Origin of the sequence: Paenibacillus mucilaginosus 3016, assembly GCF_000250655.1 — a bacterium.
GTDB lineage: Bacteria > Bacillota > Bacilli > Paenibacillales > NBRC-103111 > Paenibacillus_G > Paenibacillus_G mucilaginosus.
Window position 1 is genome coordinate 6,682,714 of record NC_016935.1, and the last position, 20,005, is coordinate 6,702,718.

The following is a 20,005-nucleotide window of genomic DNA, read 5'->3' on the forward strand; positions in this document are numbered from 1 at the left end:
CGGTGGCCTGCCAGCCATTCACTCTTTACTTCGCGTCTTCCCCTGCCGACATAAGAAATATCCAACTTTCATTCATCCAACAAAACGACTGCAGGAGGAAATATCCATATGAACAAATGGTTCGGCAAATCCATCCGGGCGAAGATCATCGCCCTGCTCCTGTCGGTCACGATGATCCCGCTGCTGATCGCATGCAGCCTGCTTATGGCTATCTCCACCGGGGCCATGGAAACATCGACAAAGGTCAACCAGACCGCTCTGGCACAGCTCAGCGCAGCCAGCATCGATACCTGGCTCAAGGGGAAAATCACCAGCGCGCAGCGCGTCATCGATGCCCATCCTGAATTCAAGCAAGGCAATCCCGCCCAGATCGTTCCGATTCTGAAGGTCCTCACCGAAGCGGATCCCGATGTGCAGGCGTTTAACTTCGTCACCTCGACAGGCGCCTCCCACCGCATTGACGGCAGTGTGGTGGACGTCAGCAAGTTCGATAACTTCAAGGCGGCCCAGAGCACGATGAAGACGGCGGTGTCCGATATCCGCAAATCCGCGGCCACCGGCGAGAATGTCATCATCATTGACGTGCCGTTCAAAAAGGACAACGGCGAATTCGCCGGCCTGCTCCAGATGCTGCTCAGCCCTGCGGACCTCATCAGCATGGTCAGCTCCATCAAGGAAGGCAGCGGATACGGCTATCTCCTGTCTTCCACCGGCACGTATCTCATCCATAAAGAAGTCGAACGGGTGGGCAAGCCGGCAGGCGAACTGCTTGGGGATGCTGCTGCCGCGTTCGAGAACAGCGTGCTGAAGTATACGAACGGCACGCTGGACTACACGGAAGCCGACGGCGCCTCTTATGCGGCCGCCTACGACGCCGTAGCATCGACCGGCTGGAAGATGGTGATCATCGCGCCGGAGAAGGAAGTCTATGCGGAGGTCAACCGTACCCGCATCACAACCATCGCCATCATCGTCATTTCCCTGATCGTTGTAACGGGTATCGCGCTGGTCGTCGCCCGGATTATCTCCACGCCGCTGCTGCGCATCTCCTCCCTCATGAAGGAAGTCGCACAGGGTCGCTTGGTGGACCGGCTCGAGGTCCGCGGAGAGGATGAGATCCAGACGCTCAAGGCCCACATCAACCACATGCTCGATTCGTTCTGCGAGCTGATCGGCAAGATTTCGGAATCTTCCGAGATCGTGGCCGCCTCCTCCGAGGAGCTCACCGCCACATCGCTGCAGACGGCTGCGGCCACGGAGCAGGTGAACCGTTCCGTCTCGTTCATCGCCACGAGCTCGGAAGCCCAGTACGAAAGCGCAAGCCAGACGAGCATGACCATGACCGAGATGGCCGTGGGGATCACACGGATTGCCGAGTCGGCCTCCGGCGTATCGGAAGCGACGAATGAAGTCGTGTCGGACGTCACCAGCGGCCATGCCGAAGTGCAGGCGGCCATCCGCCAGATGACGGCGGTAGGCGGCACGGTGCGGCAGACGGCAAACGCCGTCCAGTCGCTCGAGCAGCAGTCCCATACGATCGGCGAGATTATCGATGTCATCCGCGGCATTGCCCAGCAGACGAATCTGCTTGCCCTGAACGCTTCGATCGAGGCGGCACGGGCCGGCGAGCACGGCAAAGGCTTCGCTGTCGTGGCCACCGAGGTGAAGAAGCTTGCCGAGCAGACGCGCACGGAAGCCGAGCGCATTACAGTCATCGTCTCCTCCATCCTGGACAACACGCGCACGGTGGCAAGCTCCGTGAACGAAGGCGTCGAGATGATGAACGAAGGCGTCGGCCAGGTGTCCAAGGTCGGCGAGATCTTCGAGCACGTACTCGCTTCGGTGCGCTCCGTCAGCGACCAGATCCAGGAGGTATCCGCCGCTTCGGAGGAGCTCTCCGCCGGTACGGAGGAAGTCGCCGCCTCGATGTCCGAGATGCTGCATGTCACCAAGGAAGCCGCCGAGCAGCTCGCCCAGGTGTCCCGGGCCGCTTCCGAGCAGAAGCAGTCCATGGACGAGGTATCGAACTCGTCGCAATCGCTGAGTGAGATGGCCATGGAGCTGCGCGAGATGGTCAGCCGTTTCAGCACCAAATAAATCCCGCTCAGGGCTCCTCCGGTCTCCGGAAGGAGCCCTTTTCGGCGTTCCCATGGGCTCGAATTTGCCTCAAACCTCCGAGTCCCCCAAGGCCTGCGTGGATTGGAAGCGGGAAGGACTCCGCGGCAGGACGCGGGCAAGCTTGAATATAACGATTCTTTCCCGTTGACACCCCCGGAAGCGGGATGGTACAGTGGCTCTTGTAGATATTACCAAATTACAGGAAAGGACGGCTGCACAATGATGATGACTCCAGGGAACGATCGGCCCCACCGCTTTGTCATCTTCCATCGCCATCACCGCGGCGTAACCGTCCCGCTTCCTTCCTGTGCCCTCATGCCTTCCGAGGCCTGAGACCGACAAGAATGCGGCGCACCGGTTGCGTAATGTAACCCGTGCGCCTTTTTTGCGTGTTCTCCCGCCCTGCCCTCATGCACCTTGAGGTACCGCGGGAGAACCCGCTGCAGAAGGCGTACCGTAAGCGTGATGGGCGGTAGGCCTTTTTGCTGCGGGAGCACCGTGTTCCCCTCCCTCTACGGACATAATTTAAGCACATAGAAAGGAGCTTCCCCCCATGCTTACCGTGCTTTACAAGCTGCGCTGGTTCTTCAGGCAGCACTGGCGGCGGTATACGGCCGCCATCCTGCTTCTAACAGTGGCCGGCGTCATCGACGTCATCCCGCCCAAACTCATCGGTTATTCCATTGACGGCATCCACCAGGGAACGCTCGGCGGCACGCACTTCTACGGCATTCTGGCCCTGTGGGCCGCCATTACCGTGATCGGCTACGCCATCAACTATGTCTGGATGTGCCAGCTGTTCGGCGGGGCCTTCGTGCTCGAGCGCACCCTGCGCACCTCGCTGATGAAGCATCTGCTGCGCATGACGCCTACGTTCTACGAGCGCAACCGCACCGGCGACCTCATGGCCCGGGCGACGAACGACCTCCGTGCGGTATCGACCACCGCCGGCTTCGGCATTCTCACCCTGATCGATTCCAGCATCTTCATGCTGACGATCCTCATCACGATGGCCGGGTTCATCTCCTGGAAGCTGACCCTCGCCTCCCTGCTGCCGCTGCCCGTCATGGCCCTCCTCATCCAGCAGTTCGGCGGGCGCATCCACAAGCGGTTCACCGAAGCGCAGGAAGCCTTCGGTCAGATGAACGACAGTGTGCTCGAGACGATCGGCGGGGTGCGCGTCATCCGCGCCTTCGTGCAGGAGCAGGCGAGCCGGGAGCAGTTCGGCGAGATGACCCGGCACGTCTTCCACAAGAATGCGGAGGTTGCCCGCATCGATGCGCTGTTTGAACCGACGGTCAAAATCCTCGTCGGTCTCTCCTACCTCATCGGCCTCTGCTACGGCGCCTATCTCGTGTTCCACGGAGAGCTGACGCTCGGCGAGCTCGTGTCCTTCAACGTCTTCCTCGGCATGCTGATCTGGCCGATGTTCGCGATCGGCGAGCTCATCAACATCATGCAGCGGGGCAGCGCGTCGCTGGACCGGGTCAACGAGACGCTGGCCTATGAACCGGATGTGCCCGGACCGGCCGCCCCCGCAGCGGTAGCCCGGCCCGAGACCCTTGCATGGAACGGACTGACGTTCCGCTATCCTTCGTCGCCGATCGATAATCTCGTCGATATCACCTTCGAGCTGCAGCGGGGACAGACGCTCGGCATCGTCGGGCGAACCGGCAGCGGCAAGACGACGCTGCTGAAGCAGCTGCTCCGGGAGTATCCCTCCGGCAGCGGGTCGCTTACGGTCTCCGGCACGCCGATCGAGGAGATCGATCTCGATGTGCTTCACGGCTGGATCGGCTACGTGCCGCAGCAGCCGATCCTGTTCTCCCGCACGATCCGCGAGAATATACTCTTCGGGCGCTCCGGTGCGGGTGACGCCGAGCTGGACCGGGCACTCGAGCTCGCCTCCTTCCGCAAGGACATCGCCTTCCTGCCCGAAGGGCTGCAGACGCTGGTCGGCGAGAAGGGCGTCGCCCTCTCCGGCGGCCAGAAGCAGCGCGTGTCCATTGCCCGGGCGCTGATCGCCGATCCCGAGATCCTGATGCTCGATGACGCCCTCTCGGCCGTTGACGCGAAGACGGAGGCCGAGATCATCGCCGGCATCCGCCGGGAGCGCGCGGGACGGACGACGCTGATCACGACCCACCGGCTCTCCGCCGTGCAGCATGCCGACCTCATTCTCGTCCTGGACGAAGGACGGGTGACGGAGGCGGGCACGCACGAGGAGCTGCTGGCGCTCGGCGGCTGGTACAAAGAGCAGTACGACCGGCAGCAGCTGGAGTCTGCCGCCCCAGGTGCATAAGAACATTACTTTAATTGAGACAAGAGGGTGAACCCCAGATGAATACCGATTCACGCCGCACAGGCGCCCGCCTCTTCCGCTACGCCATGCTGTTCCGCCGGCCGATCCTGACCGCGCTGGTGCTGCTGACGCTGGCCGCCTGTGCCGAGCTCGCCGGGCCGCTGATCGCCAAGCGCATGATCGACCGCCACATTCTCGGCATCGAGATGGCGTGGTACGAGGCGCCCGGGCCGGGCGAATCCACCGCCGCTTACAGCGGCAAGCACTACAAGCGGAGCGACCACTGGCTGCCCGGCGAGAAGCCGGGTACCGAGGTGCGCATCGTCCAGAGCGGCATGGGCTACTACTTTGCGGAAGGCCCCTTCGCTTCGGACGGCACCCGGACGGTCGACACTTCGGCCCCTGATGCGCCCCTGCTCACCGTGACTTCACCGTCCGGCGACCGCAGCACGTATCCCGCCCGCCAGCTGACGGCCCCTGAGCTCTACGCGTTCTATGCGCCGGAGTTTCGGCCGCTGCTGATGCTGGCGGCCGGCTACTTCGGCCTGCTCGTGCTCAGCGCCCTGTTCACCTACGGCCAGCGCTACCTGCTGCAGATCTCCGCGAACCGCGTCATCGGCCGCATGCGCGAGGACGTCTTCGCCCAGGTGCAGCGGCTGCCGATTCAGTACTTCGACAACCTGCCGGCAGGCAAGGTCGTTTCGCGCATCACCAATGACACCGAATCGATCCGGGAGCTGTATGTCGCAGTGCTTGCGAACTTTTTCTCCGGCATCATCTATATGACCGCCATTGTCGGTGCGCTGTTCCTGCTCGACACCCGGCTCGCCCTGATCGCCCTGCCGCTGTTCCCCCTCCTCTACTTGTGGATCAAGGTTTACCGCCGCTTCGCCGAGCGGTACAACGAGGAGATCCGCTCCCGGCTCAGCGACATCAACGGGATGATCAACGAGGCGATCGGCGGCATGCCGATCATCCGCGCGTTCCGCCGGGGCCGCCAGACCATGGAGGAGTTCGAGACGCTGAACGGCGAGCACTACACTTATCAGAACAAGCTGCTCAGCCTGAACTCCATCACCTCGCACAATCTCGTCAACGTGATCCGCAACGTGATTTTCCTCGGGGTGATCTGGATGTTCGGCGGCGGCCTGCTGGGTGCGGCCGTCACGGTCGGCGTCCTGTATGCCTTCGTCGATTACATGAACCGCATGTTCCAGCCGATCGTCGGCATCGTGAACCAGCTCAGCAATCTCGAGACCGCCCTTGTCTCGGCGAACCGCGTGTTCGAGCTGCTCGATCAGGAGGGAACCGATGTCGCCGAAGGCCGGCTCGACCGGTATCGCGGCGATGTCTCCTTCGAGAGCGTCTCGTTCGCTTACAAGGAGAACGACTACGTGCTGAAGGAGATCGGCTTCGAGGCCCGGCAGGGCCAGACGGTCGCGCTCGTCGGGCACACGGGCTCCGGCAAGAGCTCGATCCTCAACCTGCTCTTCCGCTTCTATGACCCGCAGCACGGCCGCATCACCATCGACGGCCGGGACATCCGGGACATTCCGCGCCAGCTGCTGCGGCAGCATATGGGCATCGTCCTGCAGGACCCGTACCTCTTCACCGGTACGATTGCCTCCAACGTGTCGCTCGGGGACCCGAATATTTCCCGGGAAAAGGTCGAAAAAGCGCTGCGCGATGTCGGAGCCTACGACATGTTCTCCGCGCTGCCCGGCGGCATCGATGAGCCTGTCATCGAGAAGGGCAGCACCCTGTCCGCCGGCCAGCGGCAGCTGATCTCCTTCGCCCGGGCGCTCGCCTTCGACCCCGCCATCCTCATTCTCGACGAGGCGACGGCGAGCATCGATTCCGAGACGGAAGCGGTCATCCAGTCGGCGCTCGAGGTGCTGAAGCGCGGGCGCACGACCTTCATCATCGCCCACCGCCTGTCGACGATCAAGAACGCGGATATCATCCTCGTCCTTGACCGCGGCCAGATCATGGAGCGCGGCAATCATGCCGAGCTCATGGCCCGGAAGGGACGGTACTACCAGATGTACCTGCTCCAGTCCGGCGAAGCGCTGGACGGCGGCAGAGCGGAAGCCGCAGCGGATGCCGGGAGGGAAGCTGCGGCCCCGCCGGCCGCAGCGGTTCCTTCAACGCTTTCGTAAGACGCACGGGAGCCGGCCGGTCTCCCCATTGGAACGGCCGGCCGGCAAGCCTGCACAGCGCCTGGGAATTGGCTCTGTGCGTGAGAGCCAGCCTGCCAGGGGCAGTTGCCGGCCTCTCTTTGCGCTGCGCCTCTGGGTCCTGCATTACGCCAAGACCGCTCCCCCCGGATGCCTCTTCGCTTCCCGGGGAAGCCTCCGAATACAGCAAAAAAACTACGGCTGATTAACTTACTAACTGCCCCCTCCAATGGGTAATTATCGGTACAGACCATTTGGAGGGATCTTTCATGAAAGCGAGAAGAGGGCTACCTCGAAATCGACTTATTCCTGAAAAAAGAATCTACTTCCGTCCCGAGCTGACACACTGCCCGGATTGCGGTACGAAGCTCAAGCGGCATCATACCGCTTCACATAAGATTGTAGCTACACTGAAGGGAATTTTAGATGTCTGGAATATGGCCTACCACTGCCCGAACGAAGCCTGCGGTAAATTGGAGCGTTATTTTCGTTCGGCTCAAGCGGACGCCCTATGTTTAAAACATACATCTTATGCTTATGACGTTCTTGTGCTTGTTGGAGAAATGCGCTTCAAACAGCATATGACGGTTACTGAAATATCCGAAGCGTTGACCCAGCGAGCGATTCCAACCTCCGAGCGCCATGCGATGCGTTTATACGAATGGTATCTAACTTTGCTTCGCGCTTCTTTAACCGATGATGTAAAGGAAGATTTAAAAAAAATCGTAAAGGAACATGGCGGCCTTCTCTTGTCTATGGATGGGGTTCAGCCCGAAAAAGGTAATGAAACGCTCTATGTTGTTCGCGAAGGATTTAGTGGTCGTATTTTAGCTGCCAAAAACCTGAAAAGCGGATCGTGCTCGGAGCTCAAAGCTCTGCTAAAGCCTGTTAAGGACTTGGATTATCCAGTTGTTGGGTTGGTAAGTGATGGCCAACGGTCGATCCGTATGGCTATGGAGGAAACATGGGGTGACACCCCTTACCAATATTGCCAGTACCACTATCTCAAAGATATTGCCAAGCCGGTAGTCGATTTGGACCGTAAACTGAAGACCGAGATTAAAAAAAGCTTGCGAGGTATTCGGGAAATTGAGAAACAGGTCGAGCACGAGTCCACTGTAGAAGCCGAAGTAGCCCGGGACTACCTGGCCGCCACACGCTCGCTGCTTTTGGAAGACGGCACCCCTCCCCTAGACTTGCCTGGTATTCGGATTTACGAAAATGCCCAAGCAGTAAAAGCTTCACTGGAGCAAAGTGAAGCAAAAAAAGGGGGCCTTCATTCCTGAGTAAAATAACCAAACTCTTCCGAAAGCTGCCGGAATTGACTGCTCAGTATGAAGCTGTAAAGCGTTGGCAGATCCCCATTCAGGAAACAGCCAGAATATTGGAGCCTGCCCTTGTAAAAGCGGACCAGAGTAGTGAAACGGTTCGATGGGAAATGGGCTGTCTGCTGTCTTGGATGCAGCAGACATACACTAGGACGGAGGATACGCCCCTCCTAACCAATTTTCAGAGTTACACTGAAGGTTTTTGGAAGGGGCTTTTTACGTGTTACGATACCCCGAATATTCCGAGAACGAATAACGACCACGAACGATTCTTTCGCCAAACCAAAACCAAGCACCGGCGTACAACTGGCCGCCGCAGTTGGAACGAACACATACTGCGTAGTGGGGAATTTGTTGTCCTTGTGGATGATGCCCTGAAGCAAAAAAACTTACTGCACCGTCTCCGATCTGTTCCCTACGACACTTTCTACAGAGAACGAAGTCGTTGGAAGGAACGATTGACTGAAACAACAAAACGGAGACGCTTCCGCCGTAACCCCGCGGCTTACCTCAGGCAAACTGAGGCCAAACTTTGTAAGTGGATTGGACAGCCGTAGAAAAAAAACCGCATCACCGGCACGGGGCCTTCCCGTTCCGGCGATGCGGCTTTTTATTTGGGTCCGCTGCCATGTTGAACAACTTCTAATCAAGAAGCGTGCTGTCCGCTCCTACGCCTGCGTCTGCAGACGGGAGAGGAACAGCTTCGTCCGTTCGCTGCTCGGCCGGTGGAAGACCTCGTCGGGAGAGCCCTCCTCGACAATGCGGCCGTCATCCATCAGGATGACCCGGTCGGCGACCTCGCCGGCGAACTTCATCTCATGGGTGACGATCACCATCGTCCGGCCTTCGAGCGCCAAGGCCTTGATGACCTTGAGCACCTCGCCGACAAGCTCCGGATCGAGCGCCGAGGTCGGCTCGTCGAACAGGAGCAGCTCCGGCTCCATGGCCATCGCCCGCGCGATGCCGACCCGCTGCTGCTGCCCGCCGGAGAGCTCATGCGGGTAGGCGTCCGCCTTCTCCGCAAGGCCCACCTTGCGCAGCAGCTCCAGCGCCCGGGTGCGCGCTTCTTCCTTCGGCCGCTTCTGCACCGTAACCGGCCCCTCCATCACGTTCTGGAGCACGGTCATGTGCGGGAACAGGTTGTACGCCTGGAAGACCATCCCGGTCTTCTTGCGCAGCTGGAGCACCTGCCCCTGCTTCGGCAGCTGCGCGCCCCCGAAGTCCAGGGCAAGGTCGCCGATCCGCAGCGTGCCGCCGCTCGGCGTCTCGAGCAGGTTCATGCACCGGAGCAGCGTCGTTTTCCCCGAGCCGGACGGACCGATAATCGCCAGCACCTTCCCCTGCTCCAGGGTCAGGTCAATGCCTTTGAGCACCTGTGCCGGGCCGAAGGATTTGGTCAGTTGCTTCATTTCGAGCATGGCGTTGCTGCTTGTCATGGTTCACCTCTATTTGGCGGAAGTGCGGTCGTACCGCTTCTCCAGCCGGTTCTGCAGGCTCGAGAGCACCGTGCTGAAGATCAGATAGATCAAGGCCGCTTCGCAGTACAGCAGCAGCGGCTCGTAGACCGTGGCCGTGATCTGCTGGGCTTTCTGGAACAGCTCCGTGACCGTGACCGTGGCCGCAAGCGACGTATCCTTCACCAGGGAGATGAAGGAGTTGAACAGCGGCGGCACGGATACCCGGACCGACTGCGGCAGAATGATGCGGCGCAGGGCTTGTCCGCGCGTCATGCCGAGCGAGTAGCCTGCCTCCCACTGCCCTTTGGGGATCGACTGGATCGCCGCCCGGATGATCTCCGACGCATAAGCGCCCACGCTGAGCGTGAAGCCGATCACCGCCGCCGGGAACGCTTCAAGCGTCACCCCGGCCGCCGGCAGGCCGTAGAAAATGATAAAGAGCTGCACGAGCAGCGGTGTGCCGCGGATAATCCACACGTAGAAGCTGGCCAGCCAGGCCAGCGGCTTCACGGAGGAGATCCGCGCAAGCGCGGTCAGGAAGGCTAGGATCAGTCCGAGAGTAAATGAAATCAGCGTCAGCGGAATCGTAAAAGCTACCCCTGCCTTCAGCAGGGGTAGAAAGGAATCAACGAAGATATCCAGCAGTCTCTGGGTATTGTCATCCATAGGGATCAACCTTTACTTGGACACATCCTGCCCAAAATATTTTTCCGAGATCTTCAGGTACGTACCGTCGCTCTTCATGTCCGCCAGCGCCTTGTTAACTGCGGCGAGCAGCTCCGGGTTGTTCTTGTTGAGCAGGAGCGCGCTTGGCGTCGCTTCCTTCGTCTCGTCCACTACCTTGATCGCCACATCCGGCTTCTGCTTCTTGAGGTCAAGGTAGGACAGGCCGTCGTTGATCGTCGCATCGATGCGCTTGGAGAGCAGCAGGTCGATCGCCTGGTTGAACCCGTCGATCTGTACGATCTCCGCGCCGTTCGCCTTGGCGATCTCGGTCAGGTTGCTCGTCAGCGACTGGCCGGCCTTCTTGCCCTTCAGGTCGGCGAGGCTCTTGATGTCCTGGTTGTCGTTATGTACGATGAGCACTGCCTTGGACACGATGTACGGATCGGAGAAATCGTACTTCACCTTGCGGTCTTCCTTGATCGACACCTGGTTCGCTACGAGATCGAAGCGCTTCGCATCCAGACCCGCGAACATGCCGTCCCATTTGGTCTCGATGAACTCGGCCTGCACACCCAGGCGCTTCGCCACCTCTTCGGCGATCTCGACGTCGAAGCCGGTGAGCTTGCCGTCCTTATCATGGTAAGTGAACGGTGCGTACGTGCCTTCCGTACCGACGCGCAGCTTGCCGCTGCTCTTGACCGTCTCGAGCAGGTTGGCTCCGGCCGCAGGCGCCGCGCCTTCCTTCGTTCCTTCCGGTGCCGCCGCTCCGCCGTTCGGAGCCGGATTCTTGGTGCCGCAGGCGGCAATGAGTAGCGTGAGTACCGCGAAGAGCAGTACGATGGATGTCCATCTTCTGGTCATGAGTTGAATCCTCCACATCTGTTTTCTCTGTAGTTTGCCAAATTCAGCCGGACCTCATGCTGAGAACAGGCTATTGGTCAGTTTACCACTGGTCGAATTTGCTCGTCAAACCATTTCGGTCCCTCCCCAGCGGAATAGTGCGTAATGAAACCGTTCCCCTGCCTCCGAGGTACCGGGTTTTAGAACATTCCCCCAGCGCATCGGATGTCTTAGGGGGCTGGGTCCGCCCCTTCCCTGCCGACCGCCGGTGCAGGAGACGTGCGAGGCGCAGTCCGGCTGCGCCAGGCCTGAAGGCCGAGGACGGCTGCCGCAGAGGCCATCAGGACGGCCCCCGTGACAGCGAACACCCAAGAGCTGCCGAGCCAGACCCCCAGCGCGCCTCCCGCGAGCGGCCCTATCAGGCCCCCGAGCTGATTGGCGCTGGAGGTCAGCCCGAACGAGCGGCCTCTGGCGGCCGTGTGCGTGTGGCGCATGATCATCGTGTTCACGGTGGGCACGATCCCCGCGATGAAGAGCCCGTAGGCGAACTGCACCGCCGAGAACATCCCCACGGAAGGCACGGCGGACTGCAGCGCCAGCAGGCTGCCGGCCCCCGCCAGGCACAGGGGCAGAATCCGCCGGCCTCCCCATGACGCTCCGCGCCGGCCCCACCAGGGCGAAGCGAGAATGCCGGCGGCACCGGCGAGCGCCAGCACGATCCCCGAGGTCAGCGCCGCATCCTCCAGCTGCCCCTGCAGCTCCGCCAGATGGAGCGAGAGGATCGGCTGGATCGTATTCACGGCGAGCTGGTACAGGAACAGCAGCCCCAGCAGCCCTACCAGCATGGGCGACCGCAGCCATTCTCCCAGGGTCGAGGCCCCGCCCTCCTCCTCATCCTGCTCCGTGTCCGCAGCCGGGCCGCCGTCCGCGGACAGCGGTGCCTCCCTCACGAACAGGATGACCGAGAGGGCCGCCAGCAGCACAATGACAGCCGCAGCCGCGAAGGACTGCCTCATGCCGAACGCCGAGGCCAGTACGCCGCCGAGCAGCGGGCCGAGAATCCCTCCGGACATCGCGGCCGACTGCATGTATCCCAGCGCCTCGCCCAGCTTCTCTTTGGGGGCGGTCGAGGCGACGAGGGCCATCGAAGCCGGGATGAACCCGGCGACGAACCCGTGCAGCAGGCGCACCCCGAGCAGTTCCCACGGGCTGCGCACTACGGTGAAGAGCAGATAGACGGCCGCCAGCGACAGCCCCGCCCGGATGATCATGTTCCGCTTGCCGTACCGGTCCGAGAGCATTCCCCAGAAGGGCCCCATCACCACGCCTACAAGGAAGGAGGCCGACAATACCAATCCGGCCCACAAGTGCACGCCTGTACCGGATACGCCCAGCTCGAAGAGGAACAAGGGCAGGAACGGGACACACATCGTATAACTGGCGGAGCACAGAAGCACGCACGCCCATAAGATCCACATATTCCGCTGCCAACCGGCCATGCCGCTCTCCCCTTTTTTCCGGATCGAATCCCAGAAGCCGTAACAAAAGAGACCCCCTCTCCTTACGGAAAGAGTGCCTCCAGCGGTCTGGTCAACATTCTTTAATCCTACTGTATCGCCCTGTTTACACTTCATTCCATAGTAGCCCCACCGTCTTCCTGTGTCAATAGGGACTCCTCCCCCATTGATTCAGGCCCGGACAACCCGGTTAAGTAGGTCATGTGCAGCGGGGGAGATCCTCCGGTGTGCGGAATCCTTACCCAGAGGAGGCGTTACAGATGTCGTTACAACAGAATCATGTCGTAGACAAGAACGGTAACCTGTCCCCGGACCGGGTAGAGAATGCGCTGAACACGATGGATCCGTCACGCAAGGACGAAATTCTCCAGAACTTCCAATCCTTCAAAAGCTATCTCGCCAAACGCATCGAAATGGCCGAGAACATCGGTCTGAGCGAAGAGCAGATGGCGGTGCTTGCCGAGAAGGTGGCCGGCTATCTCGCTTCCCACGAAGAGCCGCGCAACAGCGAAGAGAAGCTGCTGCAGGAGCTGTGGAAAGTGGCGGATAAAGACCGGCAGCATGCTCTGGCCCACCTGCTGGTGCGTCTGGCCCAATCTTCGTCCAAGTAAGACCGGCAGCCTGACGCACCCGTCCCGCCATCCGCAGGACCTGCGCTCTCGCACAGCAATCAACACGAAGAACGCTGCACGCCCCGCTTCGTCGCTTAAGGGGCAGGCAGCGTTCTTCGTGTTGTCAAGGCCGGTCTTGCTTCACATTACATATGAAGATAATAGCGCACGGGCAGCACGACCGACAAAATGCTGAGCAGATAGCGGATCGCCGTCTCCATCTCGGAGCCCGTATCCACGGCGAGGAACTTCGGCAGCAGCCGGAACTTGATCGGCAGCGGCCACAACAGCTCCACCCCCTGCTCGTTCAGCAGGTCGATCAGCGGATGGGAGGCATACGCCAGCATGAAGCACCAGAACAGCGGTTCCGGCAGCGATATCGACAGAGCGAACATCGCCGCCATGAAGAGGAGCGAATGGGTCATCGTCCGGTGCTTCACCTTCAGCACGCGCAGTACCGCGGATAACGGGAAGAGCACCTTTGCCATCGTCGAGCCCTTCTTGTCCACGTCCGCCAGGGGGCCAGCGATACAGCCGATCATGAGACCGGCCGCGGATTCCCAGGAGAACACCGGCATGTGGTAATACATCAGTACGCATTCGGCGGCCACCAGTCCGGCCGCGCTGTGGGTTTTTTGCAGCATTGTGATTCGATTCTCCCCAGGTTCAGTTGGGCCGCAGCCCTGTCTATCTATGCAGCACCATCCATTATACCAAACATATGATCCCATATCCATACCCATTGTGCCGAAGGCTGAGGAGCGAGGCTGCCGTCTTTTTTCCTCCTTCTGGAAATGTGCTACAATGAGAGTATCCTACTAGCCAAGGAGGCTGGTCATGCTGCCCTTTCTCGTTATTCTGGTTCCCCTTTTGCTTTTTGCCTTATTTGTGACTATTGCCGCCAAATCAAACGCCCGCCGGCCCGCACGTCCTGCACAGCGGACCGGTTACAGACCTCTTCGCCCCGGAGCCGGCGTCCCAAGGCCTCCGCGCCGCCCGTCCCGCCTGTCATATGAAGACGCCCCGCTTCCCGCCGGACTCGGCCTGCAGCCCGATATCCCGCTCGCGCCGGCAGCCGCCCGGCTCGAGGAAGCGCTCGGGGGGCTCCTATCCGGAGCAGCTGAGACAGCGTGTGACGGCCCGGCAGCCCGGCATGACCCGCGCCGAGTTTGACTGGACCTTTCTGGAGCTGAAGCGCTACTTCCTGATGGCCGCCGTGCTCCGCGAGGTGCCGATGTTCAGCGGGAAGGTGGATGCGCTGTGGCATGAGATGCTGATGTTCACCCGCGAGTATCACGCCTTCGGCGAAGGGTTCATCGGCTCCGTGATTCACCACGCCCCCCACACCGGCGGGGCGCCCGATCCCGGAGGCCGGGCCTGGTTCGACTGGGTGTACGCGAATCTCTTCGTCCACACGCCCTACTCCGACCGGATCTGGGGACCATTCTTCCGCCACCCGCTCTCCCCTGCCCTTCTGGAGGAGCTGAGAGCCGCTCCCGGAGAAGGGGCACCTGCCGGCCGCCTGTTCAACAGCATGACGGCAGCCCGCTATCCCGAGATCCGCGAGACGGCGGCCTTGCTGGCCGCCCGTGCCCGGGAGCAGGCCTCCCGGCCGCCGGAGCATGAGGAGTACCCGGGCGGAAGACCGGCCTATCACTCCTCGGATTATATGCCTTTCCTGGCCGGTGCCCTCATGTTCTACTCGGCCGGGGAGCTGTCCCTCTTCAACGAGCGGATGGGGGAGCAGATCGCCGAGGAAGAAGTGCAGCGACGGGAGGAGGACGAGAGGGATGGAGGCGGCGGCTTCGGGGGCGTGAACGGCGGAGATTACAGCGAGGACCCCGACCATGACGACCATGACAGCCATGACGGCTACGACAGTGGAGACGGAGGCGGGGGCAGCGGAGGCGATGGCGGCGGTGACAACGGCGGCGGTTCCTCCTGCTCCTCGTCCAGCTGCTCTTCATCCAGCAGCTGCTCGTCTGGCTGCGGCGGAGGAACCTGAATCTCCGCCCCTCTGTCCTCCGAGCCGCATGGCCGAACAAACATGCAGGGAAAGCACCAAGATAATCGGCTTCGCCGTCCTTTTAAGGACGATGCACGTTTATAAGAAATAAGATGACAGGATCGAGCTCTGGCGAGGTATAATTTCTTATATATAATTTCTTATATTTTAAGAAAAACCCATGATCGGGGTTCGTTTAAGGAGATGCACTTAAACATAAAGGATGGGATGTGCAGCTCCTCTACCGGGACCGCTGGGAGGCGGCAGGCTGGCTGTGATCTGGCAGTATCCCTATCTCACCGCCGTCCATACGGGGGCAGAGGTGCGGAGAGTACGCCAGCCGGACGGATGGTCCCAGCTGCGCCGCTGCAGGCGGAACGGGTCCGCTATTTGCCTCAGGCGCCCCGATCCGCGACCTGCAGGTTCGATCCGGAAGGTATGCGGTTCAGCCTCCGTCTCCGGTGACCGATCGTTTCGGCACGGCGCCGGGACGTTCGTTTTACAATAACGGAAGTCAGGTATCTTATTAAAGGTATTTCCCTGCATTTCCCGGAAAATAGCGGAACTCAAATGCCTTATAAAGGGAAAACGGGTCCCGAAACCTCACCCATGTACTTCTGTCAATAAAGTAGACACAAATTAAAGGAACCCTTTAAGGCTAAGCTGTTCTTTTTTCATGGTACATCTGTTCAAAGCGATGAGGCGTTTTATAACCCAAAGTGGAGTGACGCCGTGTTCGGTTATAGTAAAACTCGATGTAATTATAGAGTTCATCGGTAGCTTGTTTGCGAGTTTTAAACTTGGTCTGGTACACAAGCTCTTTTTTCAATGTACTGTGGAACGACTCAATACACGCATTATCATAGCAGTTACCTTTTCGACTCATGCTGCCCGTCATGAAGTAGCCTGCCAGCCGTTCTTGGTAATCACTGCTTGCATACTGAGATCCGCGGTCGGAGTGGTGGATCAAGCCAGGGGCCGGCTTCTGACGCCTGTAAGCAAGCTCCAGGGCATCGATCACCAGCTCCCTAGTCATCCGTGCACCTGTAGCCCAGCCTACGATTTTACGTGAAAATAAGTCCATCACACTGGCTAGATATAACCAGCCTTCGCCAGTGGCGACATAAGTAATATCTGTTACCCAGACCTTGTTTGGCGCATCGACTTTAAACTGCCGATTTAGGATATTGTCATGAACAGGCATGTTGTGTTTGGAATTGGTCGTTGCTTTGTATTTTCCAACCGTAATTGACTTAAGACCCATCTCTTTCATTAGGCGGCTGACCGTTTTTGAGGAGACAGTACAACCGTCATCCTCTCGCAGAATTGCAGTAATTACGGGGCTGCCCGGGCGTTTCTTCAAACGGAAAAAGTGATGCCGGATACGGTTTTTCAGCCACTTCCGGTGCTTTTCCCGTTTACTAGGCTTGTGTTTTACCCACTTGTAATAACCGCTTCTGGATACTTGTAACACGGAGCACATCTTCTCGACACGGTACTGGAAGCGGTGTTTATGAATAAACGAAAAAATCAGTGCCGGTCTTTCGTGAAGAAGTGCATCGCCTTTTTTAAGATTTCATTCTCCTCTTGTAGTTCGCGGTTTTGCTGCTCCAATTTCCGTAGTCGTTCGTAATCCACAAAGACTTGCGATTGTTCCGCAGTCGCACTTTTGCCATACTGCTTGATCCAGCGGCTCAAGGTACTCTTCGGAATCCCGAGCTCCCGGGCGATCTCTATCGGCTTCTTCCCCTCCTTCTCCATGTGTTCCACCGTTTTTTTCTTAAACTCACTGCCGTAACTCTCCCGCTGCTGACTCATGGCACACCTCGACCTTTGTTGGTTTGTCTTTATTATAAAGGTCGTTCCTTAAGCTGTGTCCACCGTTTAGTCTACATACACCATCCCTACAATAGCGCATTTGAGTTCCTTTATTTCTGATGGGTACCATCGCAAAGTGGAAATAACGTACCGTACTTCCGCTATTTGAAAAACCCCTGATCGGGGCCTTTCGAAGAAGGGCATCTTTGGTATTCTATGAAGTTTTTCTGCCAAAAAAGCGTCCGTTTCCGGTTACTGCCGGAACGGACGCTTTCTTTGGATACTGCCTGCTCTCCGGATCGATGCCCATCCCCGCAGGCTGAAGGGGAAGCAGTCGGCGGAGCTGGCTGTCACAGGACGGCGGACGGCATCGGGTAGGCTGCGGGCCATTCCGCTCCCTGCCGTTCTGCAAGTGCAGGGGGGGCAGAACCTGCGGGGAGGGCCTGCCTTTCCCATCCGCGTGCTCATCCGGGAGACGCCAGAGCCGGTCCCTTCTTCCGCTGCCGACTGCTTTCGAATGGATGTACGCTTCAGATCATTGGGCGAACATTCGCCCCCTTACGGGCGGACGTTCCTCCGCGCAGTCTTCGCTCCGCTCTCCCGGCGGGACGAGCAGATGCGGTTGGTCAGGCGGATCCGCTCCACCTTCAGCGCCCAGATCTGCCCCTGCAGCTCTTCGGCCGATTCGCCGGAATCCGCTTCCCGAAGGCGGGCATACAGCTCCAGCAGACGCAGATTCAGGGCGTCGAACTGACGCCAGAGCTGCTCCCGGACCGCCGCCTGCTCCTCCCGCCGGATCGAGACATCGTGCGAACGGAGCGTTTCCAGGATGTCTGCCTGCCATGCCTCGTCACCAATCGCCTTGGCGTAATTATATAAATCCAAATAATCGTTGATCCATGCCACCGTCAACCCTTTTCCTACCCCGTTCATCTCCGAACCTCCCCAAAACCTTTATTTTCCTAGTATTATACTAGGTTTTATCAGTTTTGCAAGAGAATGTACATCCCCCCTTCACGTTCAGGAAGCCGCTGACAAAACTAGTGCTTTTTCCACAAAGGAATTCCGGGCCGGACAGAGAATTGTTAACGCAGTGTAAAAATAGGCGCATCTTTGTGTAAACTCCTGCATATTCTAGGTTGTTACGTTCACGAAGGAGGCGGTTCCCATGTTTTCACGCGAAGATATCGTTACGCTCCGGCTGGCCTTTCTGTTCTTCGTCATGCCGGTTGTCGCGATCTATGCCATGTTTGCCCTGACCTGACCCACACCACACCTGCACTCCCCTTCACGGCTCTGCAGATGATGCCCCATCACCCGCACCCTTAGCCTGACAGCTCATCTCATCTTTATCACCAAACCAAGAACCTGCTGGGCAGGAGGGGGCGGTCTGCGTCCTCTCCCATCACCCCAGAGGCGGGTCTGCATGCGTCGGCTGCCCCATGGTTCACGCACAGTTCCGATCCCATGAGCATATCTAAAAGCAAGAGGCCGCCGGGATATCCGGCAGCCTCTTTTTTGCCGTCAGGGCACCTTGAGCGCATCCTCTTCCTGCAGCTTCTTCCCGAGCGGGGTCGGCAGGCCGTCCAGGGTGGTCCTGTTCTTCTCCCGCCAATACGCCTGCAGGGCAACGGGTCCCTTGGCCTCCCACCACTTGACCAGCGTCTCCCTGTCCCTCTCATAGCGGTACAGCGGCACCCCGAAGCCGCAGGAGGTCTGCACCTGATCCACCCGGATCCGGATGATCTGCCTCGTGCCCGGCAGCTCCTCGAAGAGAGGAGCCAGCTCGCTCCATGCCTCCGTCCCCGGCAGAACCACCTCTCCCCTGCCGTAGAGGCGCAGAATGTTCGGCGGCCCCTCGAAGGCGCAGAACATCACCGTAATCCTTCCGTTTTCCTGCAGATGTGCGCTGGTCTCGTTCCCGCTGCCCGTCAAATCGAGGTACGCGACCTCTCCGGAAGAAAGAATCCGGAACGCATCGTAGCCCTTCGGCGAGAGATTCACATGCCCCTCCCCGCTGAGCGGCGCTGAGCCCACGAAGAACATACGCTGCCTGGAGATGAACTCCATGTGTTCCTCCAGCATGCAATCAAAGGTTTTCCCCATAACCGTCCCCTGCCCCTTTCCTCCTGCCCGATATCCAGATTATACCACGAATAAGCTGTTAGAAAAGTGTTAGGGAAGCCGTCCGGCCCGGGCTTTTCTTCTAAATCTTTTCTAAAATTTGTGTGATATCTTGGGATCAGAAGCGGTTCACGGGCACCGGCCCCGGATGGCTTCACGGAATGGAGGAGAGAGTTCACCTTGCATAAAACGCTGCTGCTGCTGACCCTGCTGCTCACCGCCCATCTGGCCGCCGTGCCCCCCGCGCTACGACACTCGCCGAGTCCCATCACCAAGTGACCGCCCACCGCGGCAGCTCCGCTTCCGCACCCGAGAATACGCTCGCCGCGATCCGGCAGGCCATCGCCGACGGCTCCGGCTACGCCGAGATCGACGTCCAGGAGACCGCCGACGGCGTGGTGATGCTCATGCATGACGACAGCGTACTGCGGACCACCGGAATCGACAAGCCGATGTGGAAGGTAACGGCCGACGAGCTCCGGCAGGCGAGCGCCGGCGCCTGGTTCCACAAGCGCTTCGAAGCGGAGCGCGTCCCCTCGCTCGAAGAAGCGGTCCGCACCGCCAAGGGGCGCATCCGGCTGAACGTCGAGCTGAAGAATAATGGCCACGGACGGCGGCTCGCCGAAGAAACCGTACGGCTGCTGCAGGCACAAGATGCGGTCCGCGACTGCACCGTCACCTCGTTCGACGGCCGGCTGCTTGCGGCGGTCAAGAAGCTGGACCCGCGGATCAAGACGGGCCTGATCATCGGTGAGAAGCGTTCCGACATGGCCGCGGTACTGGCCAACCCCACGTATGACGCCATCTCCATTGCCTATACGCTCGTTCAGGATACCTTAGTGAACGAAGCGGCGAAGCACGGCAAGGAAGTCTATGTATGGACGGTGAACGATCCGGCCGTCATGGAGCGGATGCTGAATCTCGGTGTCACCTCCATCATCACGAACCATCCCGAGCAGCTTGTCCGGCTGATCCGGGCCCGGTAGACGCACGATTGTCAGCACACGGCCTTATTCCTTTCGTTTTCATTCACATACAGCGG

14 protein-coding genes and 1 pseudogene are annotated in these 20,005 nt (G+C 59.5%); 7 read left to right on the forward strand and 8 right to left on the reverse strand.

Annotated elements, in window-relative coordinates:
* The first annotated feature begins 108 nt into the window (after positions 1-108).
* From PM3016_RS27625 to PM3016_RS27640, 4 genes are all read left to right on the forward strand, one after another.
* A complete protein-coding gene (locus PM3016_RS27625) occupies positions 109-2,097 on the forward strand; it encodes a methyl-accepting chemotaxis protein (protein WP_014371712.1) in 1,989 nt (662 codons plus the stop codon).
* 574 nt (positions 2,098-2,671) lie between these two features.
* A complete protein-coding gene (locus tag PM3016_RS27630) occupies positions 2,672-4,420 on the forward strand; it encodes an ABC transporter ATP-binding protein (RefSeq protein ID WP_014371713.1) in 1,749 nt (582 codons plus the stop codon).
* A 38-nt stretch (positions 4,421-4,458) separates the two neighbouring features.
* Positions 4,459-6,579, forward strand: coding sequence for an ABC transporter ATP-binding protein (locus PM3016_RS27635; protein WP_014371714.1), 2,121 nt, complete (start codon positions 4,459-4,461; stop codon positions 6,577-6,579).
* A gap of 287 nt (positions 6,580-6,866) precedes the next feature.
* Positions 6,867-7,883: a transposase gene (locus PM3016_RS27640; protein ID WP_014369723.1), complete on the forward strand. Its 1,017-nt coding sequence runs from the start codon at positions 6,867-6,869 to the stop codon at positions 7,881-7,883.
* 710 nt (positions 7,884-8,593) lie between these two features.
* On the opposite strand, the gene PM3016_RS27645 is transcribed toward PM3016_RS27640, so the two are convergent.
* The 4 genes from PM3016_RS27645 to PM3016_RS27660 all read right to left on the reverse strand — a co-directional run bounded on the left by PM3016_RS27645 (position 8,594) and on the right by PM3016_RS27660 (position 12,387).
* Entirely contained in the window at positions 8,594-9,343 is a 750-nt protein-coding gene (locus tag PM3016_RS27645; protein WP_014652329.1) for an amino acid ABC transporter ATP-binding protein, read from the reverse strand.
* A gap of 27 nt (positions 9,344-9,370) precedes the next feature.
* The gene (locus tag PM3016_RS27650) at positions 9,371-10,048 is read right to left on the reverse strand and encodes an amino acid ABC transporter permease (RefSeq protein ID WP_013919697.1); all 678 of its coding nucleotides are present in this window, start codon (positions 10,046-10,048) and stop codon (positions 9,371-9,373) included.
* 12 nt (positions 10,049-10,060) lie between these two features.
* Positions 10,061-10,909 (reverse strand): amino acid ABC transporter substrate-binding protein, encoded by an 849-nt coding sequence (locus PM3016_RS27655; RefSeq protein ID WP_013919698.1) that lies wholly within the window; start codon positions 10,907-10,909, stop codon positions 10,061-10,063.
* 209 nt (positions 10,910-11,118) lie between these two features.
* Complete coding sequence (locus PM3016_RS27660; RefSeq protein ID WP_013919699.1) at positions 11,119-12,387, reverse strand: MFS transporter; 1,269 nt, start codon at positions 12,385-12,387, stop codon at positions 11,119-11,121.
* Positions 12,388-12,665: 278 nt separating this feature from the next.
* Between PM3016_RS27660 and PM3016_RS27665 the strand changes: the two genes are divergently transcribed.
* Positions 12,666-13,016, forward strand: a complete 351-nt coding sequence (locus tag PM3016_RS27665; RefSeq protein ID WP_013919700.1) for a DUF3243 domain-containing protein — start codon at positions 12,666-12,668, stop codon at positions 13,014-13,016.
* A 146-nt stretch (positions 13,017-13,162) separates the two neighbouring features.
* Here PM3016_RS27665 and PM3016_RS27670 read toward each other — a convergent pair whose 3' ends face one another.
* The gene (locus tag PM3016_RS27670) at positions 13,163-13,660 is read right to left on the reverse strand and encodes a metal-dependent hydrolase (protein WP_013919701.1); all 498 of its coding nucleotides are present in this window, start codon (positions 13,658-13,660) and stop codon (positions 13,163-13,165) included.
* Positions 13,661-13,911: 251 nt separating this feature from the next.
* Here PM3016_RS27670 and PM3016_RS27675 point away from each other — a divergent pair, with 251 nt between their 5' ends.
* The gene (locus tag PM3016_RS27675) at positions 13,912-15,021 is read left to right on the forward strand and encodes a glycine-rich domain-containing protein (protein ID WP_238540333.1); all 1,110 of its coding nucleotides are present in this window, start codon (positions 13,912-13,914) and stop codon (positions 15,019-15,021) included.
* Between the two features lie 658 nt (positions 15,022-15,679).
* Here PM3016_RS27675 and PM3016_RS27680 read toward each other — a convergent pair.
* From PM3016_RS27680 to PM3016_RS27695, 3 genes and pseudogenes are all read right to left on the reverse strand, one after another.
* Positions 15,680-16,839 (reverse strand): annotated as a pseudogene (locus tag PM3016_RS27680) (IS3 family transposase).
* A gap of 558 nt (positions 16,840-17,397) precedes the next feature.
* Positions 17,398-17,772: a hypothetical protein gene (locus PM3016_RS27690; RefSeq protein ID WP_013919705.1), complete on the reverse strand. Its 375-nt coding sequence runs from the start codon at positions 17,770-17,772 to the stop codon at positions 17,398-17,400.
* Between the two features lie 591 nt (positions 17,773-18,363).
* Positions 18,364-18,945, reverse strand: a complete 582-nt coding sequence (locus PM3016_RS27695) for a pyridoxamine 5'-phosphate oxidase family protein (RefSeq protein ID WP_041619268.1) — start codon at positions 18,943-18,945, stop codon at positions 18,364-18,366.
* Between the two features lie 293 nt (positions 18,946-19,238).
* On the opposite strand from PM3016_RS27695, the gene PM3016_RS27700 reads away from it, so the two are divergent.
* On the forward strand, positions 19,239-19,949 hold the full coding sequence (locus tag PM3016_RS27700) for a glycerophosphodiester phosphodiesterase (RefSeq protein ID WP_014371719.1): 711 nt from the start codon (positions 19,239-19,241) through the stop codon (positions 19,947-19,949).
* Positions 19,950-20,005: the final 56 nt, after the last annotated feature.